General features: G+C 59.9%; 17 protein-coding genes and 1 tRNA gene. 12 read left to right on the top strand and 6 right to left on the bottom strand.

Going from position 1 to position 16,965, the window contains the following annotated elements:
* Positions 1 to 36 precede the first annotated feature (36 nt).
* The 5 genes from ASE94_RS14225 to ASE94_RS14245 all read left to right on the top strand — a co-directional run bounded on the left by ASE94_RS14225 (position 37) and on the right by ASE94_RS14245 (position 2,455).
* Positions 37 to 543 (top strand): hypothetical protein, encoded by a 507-nt coding sequence (locus ASE94_RS14225; protein WP_062630957.1) that lies wholly within the window; start codon positions 37 to 39, stop codon positions 541 to 543.
* 68 nt (positions 544 to 611) lie between these two features.
* Positions 612 to 818, top strand: coding sequence for a hypothetical protein (locus ASE94_RS14230; protein WP_062630958.1), 207 nt, complete (start codon positions 612 to 614; stop codon positions 816 to 818).
* Positions 819 to 1,023: 205 nt separating this feature from the next.
* Positions 1,024 to 1,293: a hypothetical protein gene (locus ASE94_RS14235; RefSeq protein ID WP_062630959.1), complete on the top strand. Its 270-nt coding sequence runs from the start codon at positions 1,024 to 1,026 to the stop codon at positions 1,291 to 1,293.
* Between the two features lie 255 nt (positions 1,294 to 1,548).
* Positions 1,549 to 2,064, top strand: a complete 516-nt coding sequence (locus tag ASE94_RS14240) for an ImmA/IrrE family metallo-endopeptidase (RefSeq protein WP_162236097.1) — start codon at positions 1,549 to 1,551, stop codon at positions 2,062 to 2,064.
* Positions 2,057 to 2,455 (top strand): hypothetical protein, encoded by a 399-nt coding sequence (locus ASE94_RS14245; RefSeq protein ID WP_062630961.1) that lies wholly within the window; start codon positions 2,057 to 2,059, stop codon positions 2,453 to 2,455. Before ASE94_RS14240 ends, ASE94_RS14245 begins: the two co-directional genes overlap by 8 nt.
* Positions 2,456 to 2,462: 7 nt before the next feature.
* Here ASE94_RS14245 and ASE94_RS14250 read toward each other — a convergent pair whose 3' ends face one another.
* A complete protein-coding gene (locus ASE94_RS14250; protein WP_062630962.1) occupies positions 2,463 to 4,109 on the bottom strand; it encodes a site-specific integrase in 1,647 nt (548 codons plus the stop codon).
* Positions 4,110 to 4,270: 161 nt separating this feature from the next.
* Positions 4,271 to 4,344, bottom strand: a tRNA-Gln gene (locus ASE94_RS14255).
* 241 nt (positions 4,345 to 4,585) lie between these two features.
* On the opposite strand from ASE94_RS14255, the gene ASE94_RS14260 reads away from it, so the two are divergent.
* Positions 4,586 to 5,758 (top strand): Ppx/GppA phosphatase family protein, encoded by a 1,173-nt coding sequence (locus tag ASE94_RS14260; RefSeq protein WP_062630963.1) that lies wholly within the window; start codon positions 4,586 to 4,588, stop codon positions 5,756 to 5,758.
* Positions 5,748 to 6,485: an RlmE family RNA methyltransferase gene (locus tag ASE94_RS14265; protein WP_061907186.1), complete on the top strand. Its 738-nt coding sequence runs from the start codon at positions 5,748 to 5,750 to the stop codon at positions 6,483 to 6,485. Before ASE94_RS14260 ends, ASE94_RS14265 begins: the two co-directional genes overlap by 11 nt.
* A gap of 140 nt (positions 6,486 to 6,625) precedes the next feature.
* Here the strand turns inward: ASE94_RS14265 and ASE94_RS14270 are convergent, their stop codons facing one another.
* Together ASE94_RS14270 and ASE94_RS14275 are read right to left on the bottom strand one after the other, a co-directional pair.
* Positions 6,626 to 8,011, bottom strand: a complete 1,386-nt coding sequence (locus ASE94_RS14270; RefSeq protein ID WP_062630964.1) for an MFS transporter — start codon at positions 8,009 to 8,011, stop codon at positions 6,626 to 6,628.
* A gap of 28 nt (positions 8,012 to 8,039) precedes the next feature.
* The gene (locus tag ASE94_RS14275; RefSeq protein WP_082461225.1) at positions 8,040 to 9,428 is read right to left on the bottom strand and encodes an MFS transporter; all 1,389 of its coding nucleotides are present in this window, start codon (positions 9,426 to 9,428) and stop codon (positions 8,040 to 8,042) included.
* Between the two features lie 347 nt (positions 9,429 to 9,775).
* On the opposite strand from ASE94_RS14275, the gene guaB reads away from it, so the two are divergent.
* Positions 9,776 to 11,278: an IMP dehydrogenase gene (guaB, locus tag ASE94_RS14280; RefSeq protein WP_062631353.1), complete on the top strand. Its 1,503-nt coding sequence runs from the start codon at positions 9,776 to 9,778 to the stop codon at positions 11,276 to 11,278.
* 17 nt (positions 11,279 to 11,295) lie between these two features.
* Here the strand turns inward: guaB and ASE94_RS14285 are convergent, their stop codons facing one another.
* A complete protein-coding gene (locus ASE94_RS14285; protein WP_061907183.1) occupies positions 11,296 to 11,634 on the bottom strand; it encodes a DUF3140 domain-containing protein in 339 nt (112 codons plus the stop codon).
* A gap of 113 nt (positions 11,635 to 11,747) precedes the next feature.
* Between ASE94_RS14285 and ASE94_RS14290 the strand changes: the two genes are divergently transcribed.
* From ASE94_RS14290 to ASE94_RS14300, 3 genes are all read left to right on the top strand, one after another.
* A complete protein-coding gene (locus ASE94_RS14290) occupies positions 11,748 to 12,182 on the top strand; it encodes an MAPEG family protein (RefSeq protein WP_061907182.1) in 435 nt (144 codons plus the stop codon).
* Positions 12,183 to 12,185: 3 nt separating this feature from the next.
* Positions 12,186 to 13,472 (top strand): RsmB/NOP family class I SAM-dependent RNA methyltransferase, encoded by a 1,287-nt coding sequence (locus tag ASE94_RS14295; protein ID WP_062630965.1) that lies wholly within the window; start codon positions 12,186 to 12,188, stop codon positions 13,470 to 13,472.
* Positions 13,473 to 13,535: 63 nt separating this feature from the next.
* Positions 13,536 to 14,018 carry a TspO/MBR family protein gene (locus ASE94_RS14300; RefSeq protein ID WP_062630966.1) on the top strand — a complete coding sequence of 161 codons (483 nt, stop codon included), beginning with the start codon at positions 13,536 to 13,538 and terminating at the stop codon, positions 14,016 to 14,018.
* Here the strand turns inward: ASE94_RS14300 and ASE94_RS14305 are convergent.
* Positions 14,011 to 15,234, bottom strand: a complete 1,224-nt coding sequence (locus ASE94_RS14305) for an acyltransferase (protein WP_062630967.1) — start codon at positions 15,232 to 15,234, stop codon at positions 14,011 to 14,013. The two genes, ASE94_RS14300 and ASE94_RS14305, sit on opposite strands and share 8 nt — an antisense overlap.
* 126 nt (positions 15,235 to 15,360) lie before the next feature.
* Here ASE94_RS14305 and guaA point away from each other — a divergent pair, with 126 nt between their 5' ends.
* Positions 15,361 to 16,932, top strand: a complete 1,572-nt coding sequence (guaA, locus tag ASE94_RS14310; protein ID WP_062630968.1) for a glutamine-hydrolyzing GMP synthase — start codon at positions 15,361 to 15,363, stop codon at positions 16,930 to 16,932.
* The last annotated feature ends 33 nt before the right edge of the window (positions 16,933 to 16,965 follow it).

Genomic DNA, 16,965 nt, shown 5'->3' on the forward strand with positions numbered 1-16,965 from the left:
TCCATAATCGGCGAAATTTTGGAGTAGCTGAATTCTATGACAATCGAAGAAGATCGTCAACATATATTGAACATACGCCCTTCTCGCGAAAAGACTTTCGCCGAGTTAGACGCTTTGCGCGATGATCCCGTAAAGCCGCAAGCTTCTACTCACAAGCCTGTTGGGAGTGAAGAGGCGCTCCCTAAACTTACTGAGGCCGAATTGGAGTTTATCCGGCTCGCTGAGCTTGCTGAAGCGGCGAGGAACTGGATTGACGACGCCAAGGAAAACAAGACCCGTTACAACCAAAATAAGCGGGAGTGGCAAAAGACCGATCGGTGGCGGGCTGAAGAGAATGAGGCGTACAATCTCAAGCGCAAGGAAGAGCGCCAAGAGGCAGCGCGTCTGGCGGGCACAACCGTGCGATCCTATACCAAAGCCACTTCGGAAAGCCGAAAGTTGCAGAATAAGCTTGCTCAGCAAGAAAGGCGGAAAAACCTAACTGAAGGGCAAAGAGAAGAAATACGAAGGAAAGATCGCGAAAGAAAGCTTCGAAATAAGTAAATACTTACTTGTTAGCTTTCGGAGGTTCTGGGTGCTAGTGATTTGGCCTCACCGATTTGGGGCGAAAATTGCACACCGACCATTTTGTTTCCGACAACGACTGGCTTGCTCTCGCTGAGTTTATTGCTGCCAAGCCGTCACTTTGCACTGCGCTTGGTATCTGCGACGACGAGCATAGTAGCGCGCCTGGCGTGGATCAGATGCTTGAAGGGCTGGGCAAGCTCTGCGTCTGGCCTGAGCGCTTCCGGGCAGATTTTGAGGCGGACGCAGCCTAATTGCGCTCTCGCCCTAAATCGTGCGCATCCCGCACACTTGCTGCCTATAACGTAATTGAGACGGCACTGTAGGGGTGCGCTCATAACCTTCCACTGCGCCCATGGGCGCACGTTGGCGAAGCTATGACCAATAGCATTAGGCGAGGCCTAAGGGCCTCGCCACTCCCACGCATTCACCACAAGCACCAGCAATAGGAGCCACAACATGGCTGAATCCACCCATGCGGCAATCCCCGACGACTTCACTAGCAGCCGCCGTAACCAGCGCGAGCAGGCAAATGCGCTGCGGGTGAAGCATGAAAGCGAATTGACCGAGTGCATCGAGGCGGAAGAGTCTTACCGCGTTGGAGGTGTTTCGCGCGAAGGCTTCGTGGATACCCTCGAAAAGTCGATCAGTGACCGGCCTGATCTTGCCGATGCTATCCGTACCATCTGGGCAACGGCTTGGCACGATGACAGGGCCGAAGCGTTTTAGCGCCGCCCTAAATTAGGTAGTCCGAAACACCTGCGCCGCCCGACCTAAGTGGCTTGACGTCGCTTTGGCCTCAACGGGACCACAGGCTATTGAACTTACTTATCCCCGCCGCCGTTCAGTAGGCGCATATAAACTATGCGTGTCATTAGGTGGCGTGTAGACCATTTGGTGAACATATTGTGTGCGTGTATAAACGCGCGTAAATTTGAGTCGGCGCTTCTTGGGAGGGCCGGTGTTTACGCGCCGGTAAGGAGCATGGCTATGTTGGATGAGGGAATTATTGCGGAGGTGCCTGCGCGCCCTCGCTATAAGCTCGCCCAGGCGCGAGCTGATGCACTCACTGTCCGTTATTCTACACCACCTATTCCCGTCCTGGAGATTGCCGAGCAGACCGGCGTAAATGTGGTCTTTTCCGATTTCGGAAAGCATTCAGATACTGTAGCGGGTTTTTGCGACTTTGAAGCGCGTAGGCTTTACGTAAACGCGAAGGACATTCGCACGCGCCAGCTATTTACGATGGCGCACGAGCTAGGTCATTGGGTGATGCACCGTGAAGTGTTTTTGCGTGATCCTAGCCGGTATCCTGTCTTGCCACGCTTTCAGTCGGTAGAGGCGTCCAATATTTTTGAGCGCGAAGCAAATTGCTTTGCCGCAAATTTGCTGGTGCCAAAACGGCTTCTCGACCCCGTTCGTAATTCTCCAGTTTCGACGCTAGCCGAAGTTTTCGGCGTGTCTCGCGCCATGATGGAAAATCGCCTTAAGAATGGTTAAGGACGAGCCGCCTGAGGAGACGGAAGACGCGATAGAGCTGCCGTCAGTAGACGAGCTAAAGGAAGAGACTGCCGAAATTGAGGACGACGCCTTACAGGCGTCGTTTGAGGATGATTTTTGGCGTCACTCGACCGATCAGGAGATGAACTATGTTCGTCTGCGCGCCCTTCAGGATCATTACAAGCACAAGGGCAGGTGGTCCAACTTCCTCATGTTTGTAATGTTCTTGATGGTTGCTTTCCAGTCGGTCTTGCTCGGGTTGGTCGGGGGCAAAGTCTGGGACTTCACAGACTACGAATGGCTGTTGCCTGTCCTACTTGCACAAAACTTGGCGCAGATCGTCGGTCTGGCGGTGTTCGTTGTGAAGGCGCTGTTCAAGGATATGAAGTAGGGGCAGGCTAGTTATAGGTTGCTGCCTCAATCAGCTCCACACGCTGCTGCAACGTCCCCTGCGGCAACGCGCCGTAGTGAAGTGTCTGACCTGCGTCACCCGACTGATGCCCCATCAGGAAGCTGAAATCGTCATTCATGAAACCTGCCCTGCGCATCGCATCGGCCCAGCCATGGCGGAAGCTATACAAGGTGAGCCCGCGCCCGTCCTTCAAGCCCAGCTTCCCAAGGTAAATGCCAAACTTCTTCTCGAACTTGGCAGCGATCTGGCCGCGCTCATTGCGCTCTGCTTCCGGGAACACACGGCGCTCGCCTGCATTCCGCGCGCGCTCCACATGCTCAATAAATCCCATTTCGATCAGATTGGAATGCACGGGCACAACGCGAACTGAGCCCTTGGTCTTGAGGCTCTTTTCTTCGTCGCCTTCGTCGGTGAAGTGCATCACCCATACGCCGTGCATCTGGCGAACGTCATCCACCAAGAGCTGGGCAATCTCACCGGGCCGCGCGCCCGAATACATCATCACGTGCGGGAGCCAATAGCGGTGATCCCTGATCTTGTGGGCACCGACCTCATGCCACTTCATATCGCTCTTGCAGCTATGGAAGAGAGGAGAGGCGAACAGCACCTTGCGCTCTTCGTCAGTGAAGGGGCGCACATTGGTCTTGGTCTTGTCCACCAACAGATACATGTCAGAGAAAGGGTTGGTCGGAATGTAGTCGTGCGCTGCCAGCCAGTTACAGAAGCCCCCGAAACCTGCCATGTAGCTGTTGACCGTCTTGGGGGAGATGCATGCGATAGGCTTAGGTAGGCGCCCGTTAGCCTCAATGATTTCCTTGAAGCTCATGCCCTTGAAAATCGAGCGCTCCTTTGCGCGCAGTGGGTAGCGCATAAGCAGGCCCTTCCACTCGCGCGCCGCCTTCTTGTCCAGCTTAGTGACAGGAAAGTCCGGCCCCATTAGCTCCACAAAAGTGCCGATGTCCTTCCGGGTATCGTCCATATTGGCCTTGGTGATGCGCTTGGGATTTTCCTTTGCGTAGCGCTCAAACAAATCCATCAGCCTTTCGCCGGGCTTGGCGACTTCCGCAGTCGCTGCAGGGCGCGTAACAATCGGATCAACGGGAAGACCACTGTAGTTGCCAGCGTCACGCTCACCGGCGCGCTGCGCCGCTTCGATTTGAGCCCGCATTAATCGGAAACATAGCTCCCGATATTGCCCGCTGCCTTTCTCAACCTTGAGCTGGTTCTTGGTGATGTAGGCGTCCGCTGCCCAATGCATCAGTACCGTCTCACCCAATCCTAAATGCTTGCGCAGCTCTGAAAGGTAGTGGTCCCGGATGAGGCTTGTTGCCCCTCGATTCAATCCCGGCACAATCCGATCGATCTCATCTTGCCGAAGTTCAGTGGCATAATGTTCCCACGTCGCGACGGCGAAATCTTCTTCGGTAATGTCCCGCTGGCGTCTCAGGCGGGCAAACTGATCCTGCCAGTCAGCTAGCACGGTGAGCTTGCGGACATTCGCGGTTCTTCGGTCTGTGGTGTTAAGTGACCGCAGCATCTCGCGCGTGCGCAATGTGGCTTGCAGGTCGGTCGGGACGACTTGGCGGGCATAGTAGATTGCACCGCGGCGTTTGAGGTTTGAGCCTGTAGGCATAGAGAATTCTCCTAACCCCAGGCGCTATTATGAAGCCCCACATCAGATGCACACGAATGTTCCCAGCGGACCAAAAGTGGATCACTAAAGTGGTACAGTGACACGCGCTAAGACCCCCGGAAACCAAGGACTTATTGCGATTTCAAAGGCTTAGGGAGAATTGGCTGGGGAACCTGGATTCGAACCAAGATCGACGGAGTCAGAGTCCGCTGTTCTACCGTTGAACTATTCCCCAGCAGGGCCTGCTGGCCGGCCGCTTCGGTGGTGAAGCCTGAGCTTCTTGGCGGCGCGGGTTTCCATTAGACAAAGCAGAAGCGGATTGCAAGCGGTTAGGGCGCAGGTTTGCCCAATGAATGTGTGCATTGCGCTCCGCGTCCCGTTCAAGTACCGTCTTTTTCAACAATGCAACACAAAAGCTGCGCTGTGGGCGCGGCCGGCAATGCTGGCCAGCGACCGCGCAGCGTCAGGAGAACCAAGTGACCGATTCGAATCGGTCCGCTGCCCTGTCGGTCGCCCGGACCGGCACGGCGCTCCGCACGCCTTCCGGCCCCGATCGGAAGGAAAGGGGCTCGGCTGCGCCACATCAGGCGGAGCCGCGGACGTCGCATGCGCCAAGGCGCGCACGAGGGCCGCTTTATGCAGCGCTCGATCTTGGGACCAATAACTGCCGCCTGCTGATTGCCCGCCCGCATGACCACGGTTTCCGCGTGCTCGACGGCTTCACCCGCATCGTGCGCCTGGGTGAGGGGGTTTCAGTTACCGGTCGTCTTGGCGATGCTGCCATGGAACGCACCATGGAAGCGCTGAAGCAGTGCCGCAACAAGCTGCGCGATCACCAGCCGACGCGCATGCGTCTGATTGCGACCGAAGCCTGCCGTGCTGCTGAAAACGGCCCGGAATTTCTCGGTCGCGTGAAGGACGAGCTCGGCATCGAGCTCGAAATCGTCGATCGTCGTACCGAGGCCGAGCTCGCCGTCACGGGTTGTGCCGACCTCATCGACGATAGCGCCCAGGGCGCGTTGATGTTCGATATCGGCGGTGGTTCGTCTGAACTGGCCTGGCTCGATTTTCGCGGTGGCCGTCCCCGCTCGCAGGGCCGCATGTCGGCCTCGATCCGCTCCTGGCAGTCGCTGCCGGTGGGTGTCGTTTCCATCGCCGAACGCTTTGGCGGCGTCGATGTGACGCCCGACGTGTTCGAGGCGATGGTTGCTTTCGTTGCTGAGCATCTCAAGCAGTTCCGCGGCCGCGAAAAGCTCCGCCAGATGATCGCGACCCATCCGGTGCATTTGATCGGCACCTCGGGCACGGTTACGACGCTTGCCGGTCTTCACCTCGGGCTTGAGCGCTATGAGCGCCAAAAGGTCGATGGTCTCTGGCTCAAGAGCGGCGAGGTCGACGAGATCATGCGTGTGCTGCTCAATATGCCGTTTGATCGTCGCGTCACCCATCCCTGCATTGGCCGGGATCGCGCCGATCTGGTTTTGCCGGGCTGCGCCATTTTCGAAGCCATTCGGCGCGAATGGCCGACCGAGCGCGTGCGCGTGGCCGATCGTGGCTTGCGCGAAGGCATCCTGATTTCCCTGATGGATGCAGATAAGGTTCACAAGCGGCCGAGCCGCCCAAAGCGGAGGAACGGACATGGTGGATAAAGCCCTCGGCACAGGCGGACGCAAATCCGACCGTGACCTCAAAATCCGGCTCAAGACGGCCAAGGGACGCACGACCTCGTCCACGAAATGGCTGCAGCGCCAGCTCAATGACCCCTATGTCGCCCGTGCCCGTTCCGAAGGTTTACGCTCGCGCGCGGCCTTCAAGATCAAGGAAATTGACGAAAAGCAGAAGCTCTTCAAGAAGGGGATGCGCGTCGTCGATCTTGGCGCGGCGCCCGGCGGCTGGTCGCAGGTTGCGGCCAAGGCCGTGGGTTCGACGGCCGAAAATCCCTTGGTCATCGGCATCGATTATCTCGAAATGGACCCGATCCCTGGCGTCGTCCTTCTCCAGAAGGATTTCACCGAGGACGACGCGCCCGAAATGCTGTTTGCCGCTCTCGGCGGTCACAAGGCCGACGCGGTTATCAGCGACATGGCCTGGCCGACGACTGGTCATCGCCCGACGGACCACTTGCGCATCGTCCATCTGATCGAGATCGCTGCCGATTTCGCGATCCAGGTGCTCAATCCCGGCGGCTCTTTCGTTGCCAAGGTCTTTCAGGGTGGCACCGAGCATGAGCTGCTGCATATGCTCAAGCGCCACTTCAAGACCACCATGCACGTCAAGCCACCATCGAGCCGCAGCGAGTCGGCTGAAGCTTATCTGGTCGCAAAGGGCTTTAAGGGCTCGGCGCCGGCCGAAGGCGAAATCACTCCAGTGGAGTGATTTCAGGCGACGAGGCCATGAGGGCTATGCCCGAATGGCGGGGTGAGACCGAAGGCGAATGACGCGTCTTTGTCATTGGCCCTCATCCAGATGCGCTTTGCTGCACACCTCAGCACAAAGTCTTGAGGGTCACACTCGAGTCAGTGCGGGCGTGGGTTTTTGAGCAATTGATGCCCGGCATTCTTGGGCAGCGACAGGAACAGCACTGTCGCCAGCAGCCCCACGGTCCCGACCACATAGAACGCAATGTGGAAGTCGATCAGCGCCAGTTCGCCGCCGCCGCGCATCCGGTGTACGAGTTCCAAGGTTCCCCCGCCCACAGCAACGCCCATGGCAAACATCAACTGGCCCCAGACCTGACTGATCACATTGGCCTGGCCGGCGTCCTTGTCTTCGATATCAGCGAAGGTGAAGGCGTTGGAGCCGGTCCAGAAGGTCGATTGCCAGAACCCGATAAAGGTCAGCAGCGCCAGGATCAGCGGGATGGGCGTCTCGGGTGTATAGAGCCCCATCGCGTAGATGCCAGCTGCTGAAATCGCGGTCGACCAAACGAGCGGATATTTGAAACCCCAATGGGCAAACATCCAATTGGCGGCGAATTTGGCGACCAGCGCGCCAATCGCGCCGACAAAGGTCACCATACCACTTTGAAAGGGCGAGAAGCCGAACGTCAATTGCAGCATCAGCGGAAAGAGAAACGGCGTCGCGCCCTGCCCGAGGCGGAAGAAAGTGCCGGCGACGATGGCGATGCGGAAGGTTCGCACCCGCAACAGCCGCAGATCGAGCAGCGGAAATTCCGTCCGCAGCGCGTGGCGCGTGTAGAAGACCCCGAGCACCATGCCGGCAATGGCTGAGATGACACCATAGATCGGGGGCAGGGCAGGCAGGCTGACGACGGAGCAGCCGAAGGCAAAGAGCGCAAAGGCGAGACCTGCCAGCACGAAGCCCGGTCCATCGATATTGCGGGGCTTGTTACGATGTTCGTTGGGCAGCGCGAAGCCGACCAGCACGATGCCCAAAATTCCGATCGGCACGTTGATGATGAAAATCCAGTGCCACGAGAAATAGGTCGTCAGAAATCCGCCAAAGGGCGGCCCGACGATCGGGCCGATCAGCGCCGGAATGGTCAGCCAGGCCATGGCGTCGACCAATTGATGCCGCGGCGTGGCGCGCACCAGAACCAGTCGCGCCACCGGACCCATCATCGCCCCGCCCATCCCCTGGATGAAGCGAGCGCCGACAAACTGGGCGAGGGAGCCGGAAAAGGCGCAGCAGATCGAACCGATCATAAAGACCAGCATGGCGATGCGAAACACGCGGCGCGCGCCAAAGCGGTCGGCCATCCAGCTCGAAATGGGGATGAAGATGGCGAGCGCGACGAGATAGGCCGTTAGCGCTAGTTTCAGCGAGATCGGATCGGTGCCGATATCGGCTGCGATGGCGGCGAGCGAGGTCGCGATGACGGTCGAGTCCATGTTTTCCATGAACAGGGCCGTGGCGAGGATCAGGGGTGTACTACGGTTCACGAGAGATCAGGCGCCGGCTGAGCCGCCGCTACTCCTTGATATAGCGGCGGTGGCCCGAAACATCGGCGCCGGCGTTCTTGGGTAGGGTGAGATAAACGACGCTGGCGAGGGCGCTGAGGGCGCCCACCGTAAAGAAGGCGATCTGGAAATTGAGTACCGAGAGATGCCCGCCGGTGAAGCGGCTCGACACTTCCAGAATTCCGCCGGCCACGGCGACGCCGAAAGCGACCGATAGCTGCTGGCACACCGCGACGATCGCGGTCGCCTGGCTGGCTTCCTCGTCCGACACGTCGGCATAGCCGAGCGCATTCGAGCCGGTGAAGAAGACCGATCGCAAGACACCGCCACCGACCAAAACAGCCATCATGATCGGCACGGGCGTCGTGGCCGTGAACATGCCCTGCGCCGCGATCAACAGTCCGCCGAAGATCGCGGCTAGGCCCAGGACGCGCGGAAAGCCGAACCGGGCGTAGAGCCATTCGGTGAGAAATTTACTTACGATCGCGCCGATGGCGGACACGAACGTAATGGCACCCGATTGAAACGGGGTGAGCCCAAAACCAAGTTGCAACATGAGCGGCAACAGAAACGGAATGGCGCCAACCCCGACGCGGAAGAACGAGCCTCCCGTGATCGAGGATCGAAAATAGCGGTGGCGAAGAAGCTTTGGGTCGAGCAGCGGATAGGGCGTCCGCTTGGCGTGGAGGAAATAGAAGATGCCCGCCGTGACGCCCACCGCGATCGTCAGATAACCGTAGATGATTGGCAGCGCGGGAAGGCTGATCACCGAGAGCCCAAACACGGTGCCCGAAAACGCCACTGAGGCAATAAAGAAACCGATGAGATCGACCGGCCGCGGCGTTCGCTCATCCGGCACCTGGAGGAAAATTCCAGCAAGGATGATCCCAGCAATTCCGATCGGAATATTGATCCAGAAAATCCAGTGCCACGAGAGATAGGTCGTCAAAAATCCGCCGATGAGCGGGCCGGTCACCGGCGCGATCAGCGCAGGCACCGTCAGCCAGGCCATGGCCGAAACCAGTTCATTGCGCGGCGTCGAACGCACCAGCAGCAAGCGCCCGACCGGCGTCATCATCGATGAGCCGATCCCCTGGAAAAACCGCGAGATCACGAAACTCTCGAGCGAAAACGCAAAAGAGCAGGCGAGCGAGCCGAGCATGAAGATGAAGATCGCGAGCCGGAAAATGTTCTTGGCGCCGAACCGGTCCGCCATCCATCCGCTTAAGGGGATAAAGATCGCCAACGCTACGAAATAGGCGGTCAATGCCAGTTTCAGCGCAATCGGATCGCTACCGATATCGGCGGCGATGGCGGGCAGAGACGTGGCGATGACGGTCGAGTCCATCTGTTCCATGAACAGGGCGACCGCCAGAATGAGCGGTGTAACGCGGATCAAGGGACCAATCCCTATGAATCGGAAAATGCCGCGAATGCGACCTGGAGACTATGAGCCGATGAAACGGGCGGCGCCAGTCAATAGTGGCATTTCAGGGCAGGATTTTCGTGTCGCCAGAGAGGCTTTTGGCAAAGCGTCAGCGCTTTCAATGCCCCAAACCTTTTCCTGATAGCACTTGGGACCCTCTTGAGCTAGGTGCCCAAACGCATTCCTCCCGTCCCGCGCGGCCCTATGCAAGCCGAGGCCCCGATGCTATTGACCCTCGCCAACCTGAACCCGCAGCTTTGCTCCGCCGGTTCATATTCCATCATCTCTGAATGAGTTCAGAAGGCAGGAAGGGTCTGGCCTTGGCGAAGATTATTACCACCATTACCGGCGAATATGCGCTGACATTCGACGACGTGCTGCTCCAGCCCGCGCGCTCCGATATCCTGCCGACCGAAACCGATATTGCGACCTATGTCACCAAGGACATAGCGCTCAACCTACCGATCATTTCCTCGGCCATGGATACGGTCACAGAAGCCAATATGGCCATCGCCATGGCGCAGGCCGGCGGGCTCGGCGTCATCCATAAGAACCTGACGGCGACCGAACAGGCCGAGCAGGTCCGCATGGTCAAGAGCTTTGAAAGCGGCATGGTGGTCAATCCCATCACCATCGGCCCCAATGCGACCCTCGCCGATGCGTTGGCCCTGATGCAGAAGAGCCGCATTTCCGGCATTCCGGTCGTCGAAAATGGCGGCTCCGGCGGTCGCGCCATCGGCAAGCTCGTCGGTATCCTCACCAACCGCGACGTGCGCTTCGCCTCGAGCCCGGCCCAGCCGATCTCCGAACTGATGACGCACCAGAACCTCATCACGGTTCGCGAGGGTGTTTCAAAGGAAGAGGCAAAGGTTCTCCTCCATCGTCACCGCATCGAAAAGCTCTTGGTCGTCGACGAAGACTATCGCTGCATTGGCCTCATCACCGTCAAGGACATCGAAAAGGCCCAGCTTCACCCGAACGCCGTCAAAGACGCACAGGGGCGCCTGCGCGTCGCTGCTGCCTCAACCGTGGGTGACAATGGCTTTGAGCGCTCCCTCGCGCTGATCGATGCCGGCGTTGATCTCCTCGTCATCGACACCGCGCACGGCCACTCGGTGCGCGTCGCCGAAGCCGTCGAACGTGTCAAGCGCGAGAGCAACTCCACCCGCATCGTCGCTGGCAATGTCGCCACTTCCGAAGCCACCAAGGCGCTGATCGATGCCGGCGCAGACGCGGTCAAGGTCGGTATCGGCCCGGGCTCGATCTGCACCACCCGCGTCGTCGCCGGCGTCGGCGTGCCTCAGCTCGCCGCCGTCATGGGCTGCGCCGAGGAGGGCCACAAGCAGGGCATTCCGGTCATCGCCGATGGCGGCATCAAGTTCTCGGGCGATATGGCGAAGGCCCTTGCCGGTGGCGCCTCCTGCGTCATGGTCGGCTCGCTGCTCGCCGGCACCGATGAAGCGCCGGGCGAAGTGTTCCTTTACCAGGGCCGCTCCTACAAATCCTATCGCGGCATGGGCTCGGTCGGCGCCATGGGTGCAGGTTCTGCCGATCGCTATTTCCAGCAGGATGTGCGCGATCAAATGAAGCTCGTGCCCGAGGGCATCGAAGGCCAGGTACCCTATAAGGGCCCAGTCGGCGCCGTGCTCCATCAGCTCGCCGGTGGCCTCCGCGCCTCGATGGGCTATACCGGCGCGCACACGCTCAAGGACTTCCGCGAGAACGCCACCTTCGTCAAAATCTCCGGTGCCGCGCTCAGCGAAAGTCACGTCCACGACGTGACCATCACCCGCGAAGCCCCGAACTATCGTAGCGGTCGCTGACCGTTTCGGCCCGCTGGTCAGTCGGTCAGCGGGTCATGCCCCCAATTCATCAGCGAATAGCGCCAAGGGGTTTCCTTGATGTCGCCCTTGGGCTTCTGCGCCAGATGCCGATGCACATAGCCGACCACCTTCTTCATATGCGCATAGTCCGCGTCGGTCAGGTCGGCCTTTTTCTTGTGCTTGATCTCGACAATCCGCCGTCCTGAATGGTGCCCTACGGACTCCTTGTCGCCGTCCTTCGGCCAACCGACTTCCTTGCTCTCCTCAGTCTCAAGCCACTTGTCGATTTTGGCCGGCGTCATGTTCACCGCCTCGGAAAACTGCTTGTAGATATCCTCGTGATCGTCCTGGGCCATGGCCTTGCTCCTCGTTTGCCAAGGCAACGGCGGTCACCCCCATCTGCGTTCCCCGCCAAACCATTTTGCGTTCCGCCCCGTTACTGCCTCAGCGCAATCGACCGGACCCTGCCATGCCCCTTACCGAAAAACTCCTCGTCCTCGCCATGGCCGCCCAGGTTCTCCTTGCGGTCGCCATCCTCGTCATGATGGGTCGCGAGCGCGTGCCACGCGTGATAAGCGGCGAAATCCCGATGGCCGACATTGCCGTCGAGCGTTCGGCCTATCCGCTGCGCGCCAGGCTGCTGTCGAACAATTTCGACAATCAGTTCCAGCTCCCCATTCTCTTCTTCGTCGCCGCGCTTCTCGCGCTACAGATCGGCTTCGTTGGCTGGGTTGAAGTGCTCTTTGCCTGGGCTTTCGTCGTCCTGCGCTATGTTCATGCCGCCATCCACATCACCAGCAATCATGTGCTCCATCGCTTCATGGTCTATTCGGCCGGTCTTGCGGTGCTGGTGCTCTTCTGGCTATGGCTCGTGGGTAAAATTCTTCTCGCCCCGAGTATCTGACCCATGCGCCTTCCCGGCCGTATCGCCGCCGCCATCGATGTCCTTTCCGATGTCGAAACCCGCAAGCGTCCCGTCTCGGAGGCGCTGAAAGCCTGGGGCCTCAACAATCGCTTTGCCGGCGCCGGCGATCGTGCCGCTATCGGCAATCTCGTCTATGACGCGTTGCGGCGCCGCGCCTCGTATGCTTTCGCGATGGGCAGCCACGAGCCGCGCGCGCTGGTTCTCGCGGCTGTCCTCCGCCATTGGGGCGAAACGCCCGAAACCCTCGCCGCAATGTTCGCCGACGACAGCCACGCCCCAGCGCCGCTGACCCCGCTCGAACAAGCCGGCGCACATGCCGAGGTCGAAGCCGCGCCGGATATCGTCCAGGCCGATTTTCCCGAATGGCTTGCCTCGTCCCTCAAGCGCGCTTTCGGCACAGACCTTGCCGCCGAGGGCCAGGCGATGGCCGGCCGACCGTCGCTCGACCTTCGCGTCAATGCCCTCAAAGCGACGCCGGAAAAGGTCGCCAAGTCGCTCGCTCGCTTTTCGCCCCAGCAAACCCAATACGCGCTTCTTGGCCTCACCATGCCGGCTGGCCCTGGTGATGCGCGCACACCAAATGTCACGACCGACGAGGGCTACCAAAAAGGCTGGTTCGAAGTACAGGATCAGGGTAGCCAGATGGTGTCGGCCCTTGCCGGCGCCCAGCCCGGCGATCAGGTGCTCGATCTCTGTGCCGGGGCAGGGGGCAAGACCCTCGCACTCGCTTCGGCCATGGGCAATAAGGGCCAGATCTTTGCCTATGACAGCGATCGCAATCGCCTCGCGCCCATTTATGATCGCCTCAAGCGCAATGGCGTGCGCAATGCTCAGGTCCGTGCCCCGGAGCAAGGCGCACTCGATGATCTCGCTGGCAAAATGGACCGCGTCGTCGTCGATGCTCCTTGCACCGGCACGGGCACCTGGCGCCGCCGCCCGGACACAAAATGGAAGCTGACGCCCGAACTTCTCGCCCAGCGCCAGGCTGACCAGGCCGCGATCCTTGAAGAGGCTACGCGCTACCTCAAGCCCGGCGGCACGCTCGTCTACATCACCTGCTCGATCCTCCCCGAAGAGAACGACGATCAGGTCGCAGCGCTTCTCTCCGCGCATCCAGAACTCAAATCGGTCGACATTGCTGCCGCATGGCGCAGCGTCTTCATCACCGATATCCCGTCTGGTCTTGCGACCCCCGCTGGCGGCGTCCTTCTCACTCCGCATCGTACCGGCACGGATGGCTTTTATTGCCACCTGCTACGCAAGGCGTGAAGTGAACCACGGCGAACTTCCCTACGTTCTAGGATCAGTCATCCACGAACAAGGGGCAGGCTCATGTCAGCCACCACCACCCACCACCAAACGCCGCGGTCATGGCTTGTCCTCGGCGCCTTCCTTCTCGTCGTCATAGGCGTCGGCGCGCTGATCGGCACCCAGTCCATACCCGGCACCTGGTACGAATCCCTCACCAAGCCGCCTTTCAATCCACCCAACTGGATCTTTGGGCCGGTGTGGTTCACCCTCTATGTGCTGATCGCCATTTCCGGCTGGCGCATGTTCATGGACAACCCGACCGGCACGCCGATGAAGCTCTGGTACGCCCAGATGGCGCTCAACTGGGCCTGGTCGCCGGTCTGGTTCATCGGCCAGATGATCTGGCCGGCCTTCGCCATCATCGTGCTGCTTTGGCTCACGATCGTCGGCTTCATCCTCATCACTTGGAAGCGCGATCGTCTCGCCGCCTCGCTGTTCCTGCCCTATCTGGCTTGGGTGAGCTTTGCGAGCCTCCTCAATCTCTCGATCGGCATTCTCAACTAGCCGTCTTGATCCCGGCCGGCGCCTCACCTCGCCTGCCGGGTTGCTCCAGCTTCCGCGCCCAACGCACCGCTGGCTGCTCCAGCAGATAAAAGCTCAGCGTCGCCACGACAAAGGTCACCGCAATGACGACGCCACTCGTCTGCAGCCATGTCTCCCAGCCAGTGTCCCCCGACGTGTCGAACGCGCCCGGCACCAGCTTTTCGATCAGCCACATGATCAGGAAATGCCAGACATAGATGCCGAAGGAAATCTTGGCGATGAAGCGCAGAGGTGCAATGTCGAGCCACCGCCCGAGATAGACCGAAGAGGGCAGGGCGATCAGAGCTACCCCAACCGCCATCGGCATGATCGGAAAGGCATAGGGAATCCCAAGCCAGCCGAACCCCTCGGATAGTCCACCAATATTGAGCGCGAGAATGACCGCCGTCGACAATACGGCGAGCCCGCCGATAACATCCATGGCGACACCCCTATGACGCTGCACCAGCACTTGCACGCCCGCAGCGAGCCCACCCAGCGCGAAAATCGCAAAAAACCCAATCGGATTGAAGCGCGGCATCCAGGCCTTGGCGCCACCGACGAGGCCATGATTCCAGCCGCGTTCCACCTCGTCGATCGGCGCCCATTGCACCGCCATCCAATGAACGAGCAGCACGACGGCAATCACGCCAATCCAAAGCAGCCGCGCCGGCCAATCCCGCGCCTTTGCTGCAAACAGAGCCGCCATTCCGAGCGGCAGAAGCAGATAGGCCGTCACTTCGAAGCCGATGGACCAAAGCGGCCCATTATTGTCGACTGGAAAGAGCGTCACCCAATGCCAATCGCTGACCAGCAAGAGACCCGCGACAAACCGAATGATCCGCTCGCCATCCAAAACTTTGCCGCCCAGCATCAGGTCGAGGCAAAGGCTGACGATGAGCGCCAGCCAAAACCCAGGCACGATCCGCGCCAGCCGGCGCAGCGCATAGGTCCGCATCGATGGCATGGGCTTTCCCCCGTCGAGCGCCAGCCAAAATGGCCGCGCCAGCAGAAAGCCGCTAAGGACAAAGAACACCGACACACCAAAGCTGCCATAGACCAGAAACCGCAGCACCGGCTGGATCGCTTCGGGCACGGAGTTCATGTCCATGCGGAACGCGAGATGATGCAGCAGCACGCCCATGCAGGCCGTTGCGCGCAAAAAGTCGGCGCCCAGCAGGCGGTTGTCTTGGTTCATGTGTGCTTACCCACGCGATTCCTCGTCCCAACGCACCAAATGGCAGATCGTGCCTTTGTGATGCAACATTCCGGCCTTGCAGTGGCAGCGCTTGCGAAAACCGCGCGCTGCGGCTAAAGCCTCGCCATGCAGCTCCCAGATCCCGCTTCCGCTCAAGATTCCATCCTGATCGTCGACTTCGGCTCTCAGGTGACCCAGCTCATCGCACGCCGTATTCGTGAAACCGGCGTCTATTGCGAAATTCATCCCTTTCAGGCCGCAGCCGCCGCCGTCGCAGCGCTGAAACCGAAGGGTATCGTGCTCTCCGGCGGCCCCGCTTCGACGCTGGATGAAAACGCTCCGACCATCGATCCGGCGATTTTCGATGCGAATGTGCCGATCTTCGGCATCTGCTATGGCCAGCAGGCGCTCTGCATGGCTCTGGGCGGCAAGGTTGAAGCCGGTCACCATCGCGAATTCGGCCGCGCTCAGGTCACCATCGAAAAGCCGAGCGAACTCTATGCCGGCGTCTGGGATCTCGGCACAGACCACCAGGTCTGGATGAGCCACGGCGATCGCGTCACGCAGATTCCCGAAGGCTTCGAGGTCGTCGGCACCTCGCCCAACGCGCCCTTCGCCATGATCGCCAACGAAGCGCGCCGCATCTGGGCCGTGCAGTTCCACCCTGAAGTGGTTCATACCCCCGATGGCGGCAAGCTTTACGCCAATTTCGTCCACAAGATCTGCGGCATCCAGTCGACCTGGACCATGTCCGCCTATCGCCAGAAAATGGTCGAAAAGATCCGCGCTCAGGTCGGCACGGGCAAGGTCATCTGCGGCCTCTCCGGCGGCGTCGATTCCTCCGTTGCAGCCGTGTTGATCCATGAAGCCATCGGCGATCAGCTCACCTGCATCTATGTCGATCACGGCCTGATGCGGTTGAACGAGACGGAACAGGTCCTCACCATGTTCCGCGACCAGTACAATATCCCCCTGGTCCACGTGGATGCCTCAAAGGTCTTCCTCGAAGAACTCGACGGCCAGTCCGACCCGGAAACCAAGCGCAAGATCATCGGCCGCCTCTTCATCGAGGTATTCGAAGCCGAAGCCAAGAAGCTCGGCGGCGCGCAATTCCTCGCCCAGGGCACGCTTTATCCCGACGTTATCGAGAGCGTCTCTTTCACCGGCGGTCCCTCGGTCACCATCAAGAGCCACCACAACGTCGGCGGTCTCCCCGAGCGCATGAACATGCAGCTCGTCGAGCCCCTGCGCGAGCTGTTCAAGGACGAAGTCCGCGTTCTCGGCCGCGAACTCGGCATTCCGGATAACTTCATCGGCCGCCATCCATTCCCCGGTCCGGGCCTTGCCATCCGTTGCCCCGGCGGTATCACGCCCGAAAAGCTTGATATCCTCCGCCAGGCCGACGCCATCTATCTCGACGAAATTCGCAAGTCCGGCCAATACGACAAGATCTGGCAGGCCTTTGCCGTGCTGCTTCCGGTCCAGACCGTCGGCGTTATGGGCGATGGCCGCACCTATGAATTCGTCTGCGCCCTCCGCGCGGTGACCTCGGTCGACGGCATGACCGCTGATTTCTATCAGTTCGACATGAACTTCCTTGGGCGTACCGCCACCCGCATCATCAACGAAGTCCGCGGCATCAACCGTGTCGTCTATGACGTCACGAGCAAACCGCCCGGCACGATCGAGTGGGAATGACGTCGGCTAGCCGCTGCACGTTCAAGTTCAATA

It is taken from the genome of Devosia sp. Leaf64 (assembly GCF_001421945.1).
In the GTDB taxonomy this organism is placed as follows: Bacteria; Pseudomonadota; Alphaproteobacteria; order Rhizobiales; family Devosiaceae; genus Devosia.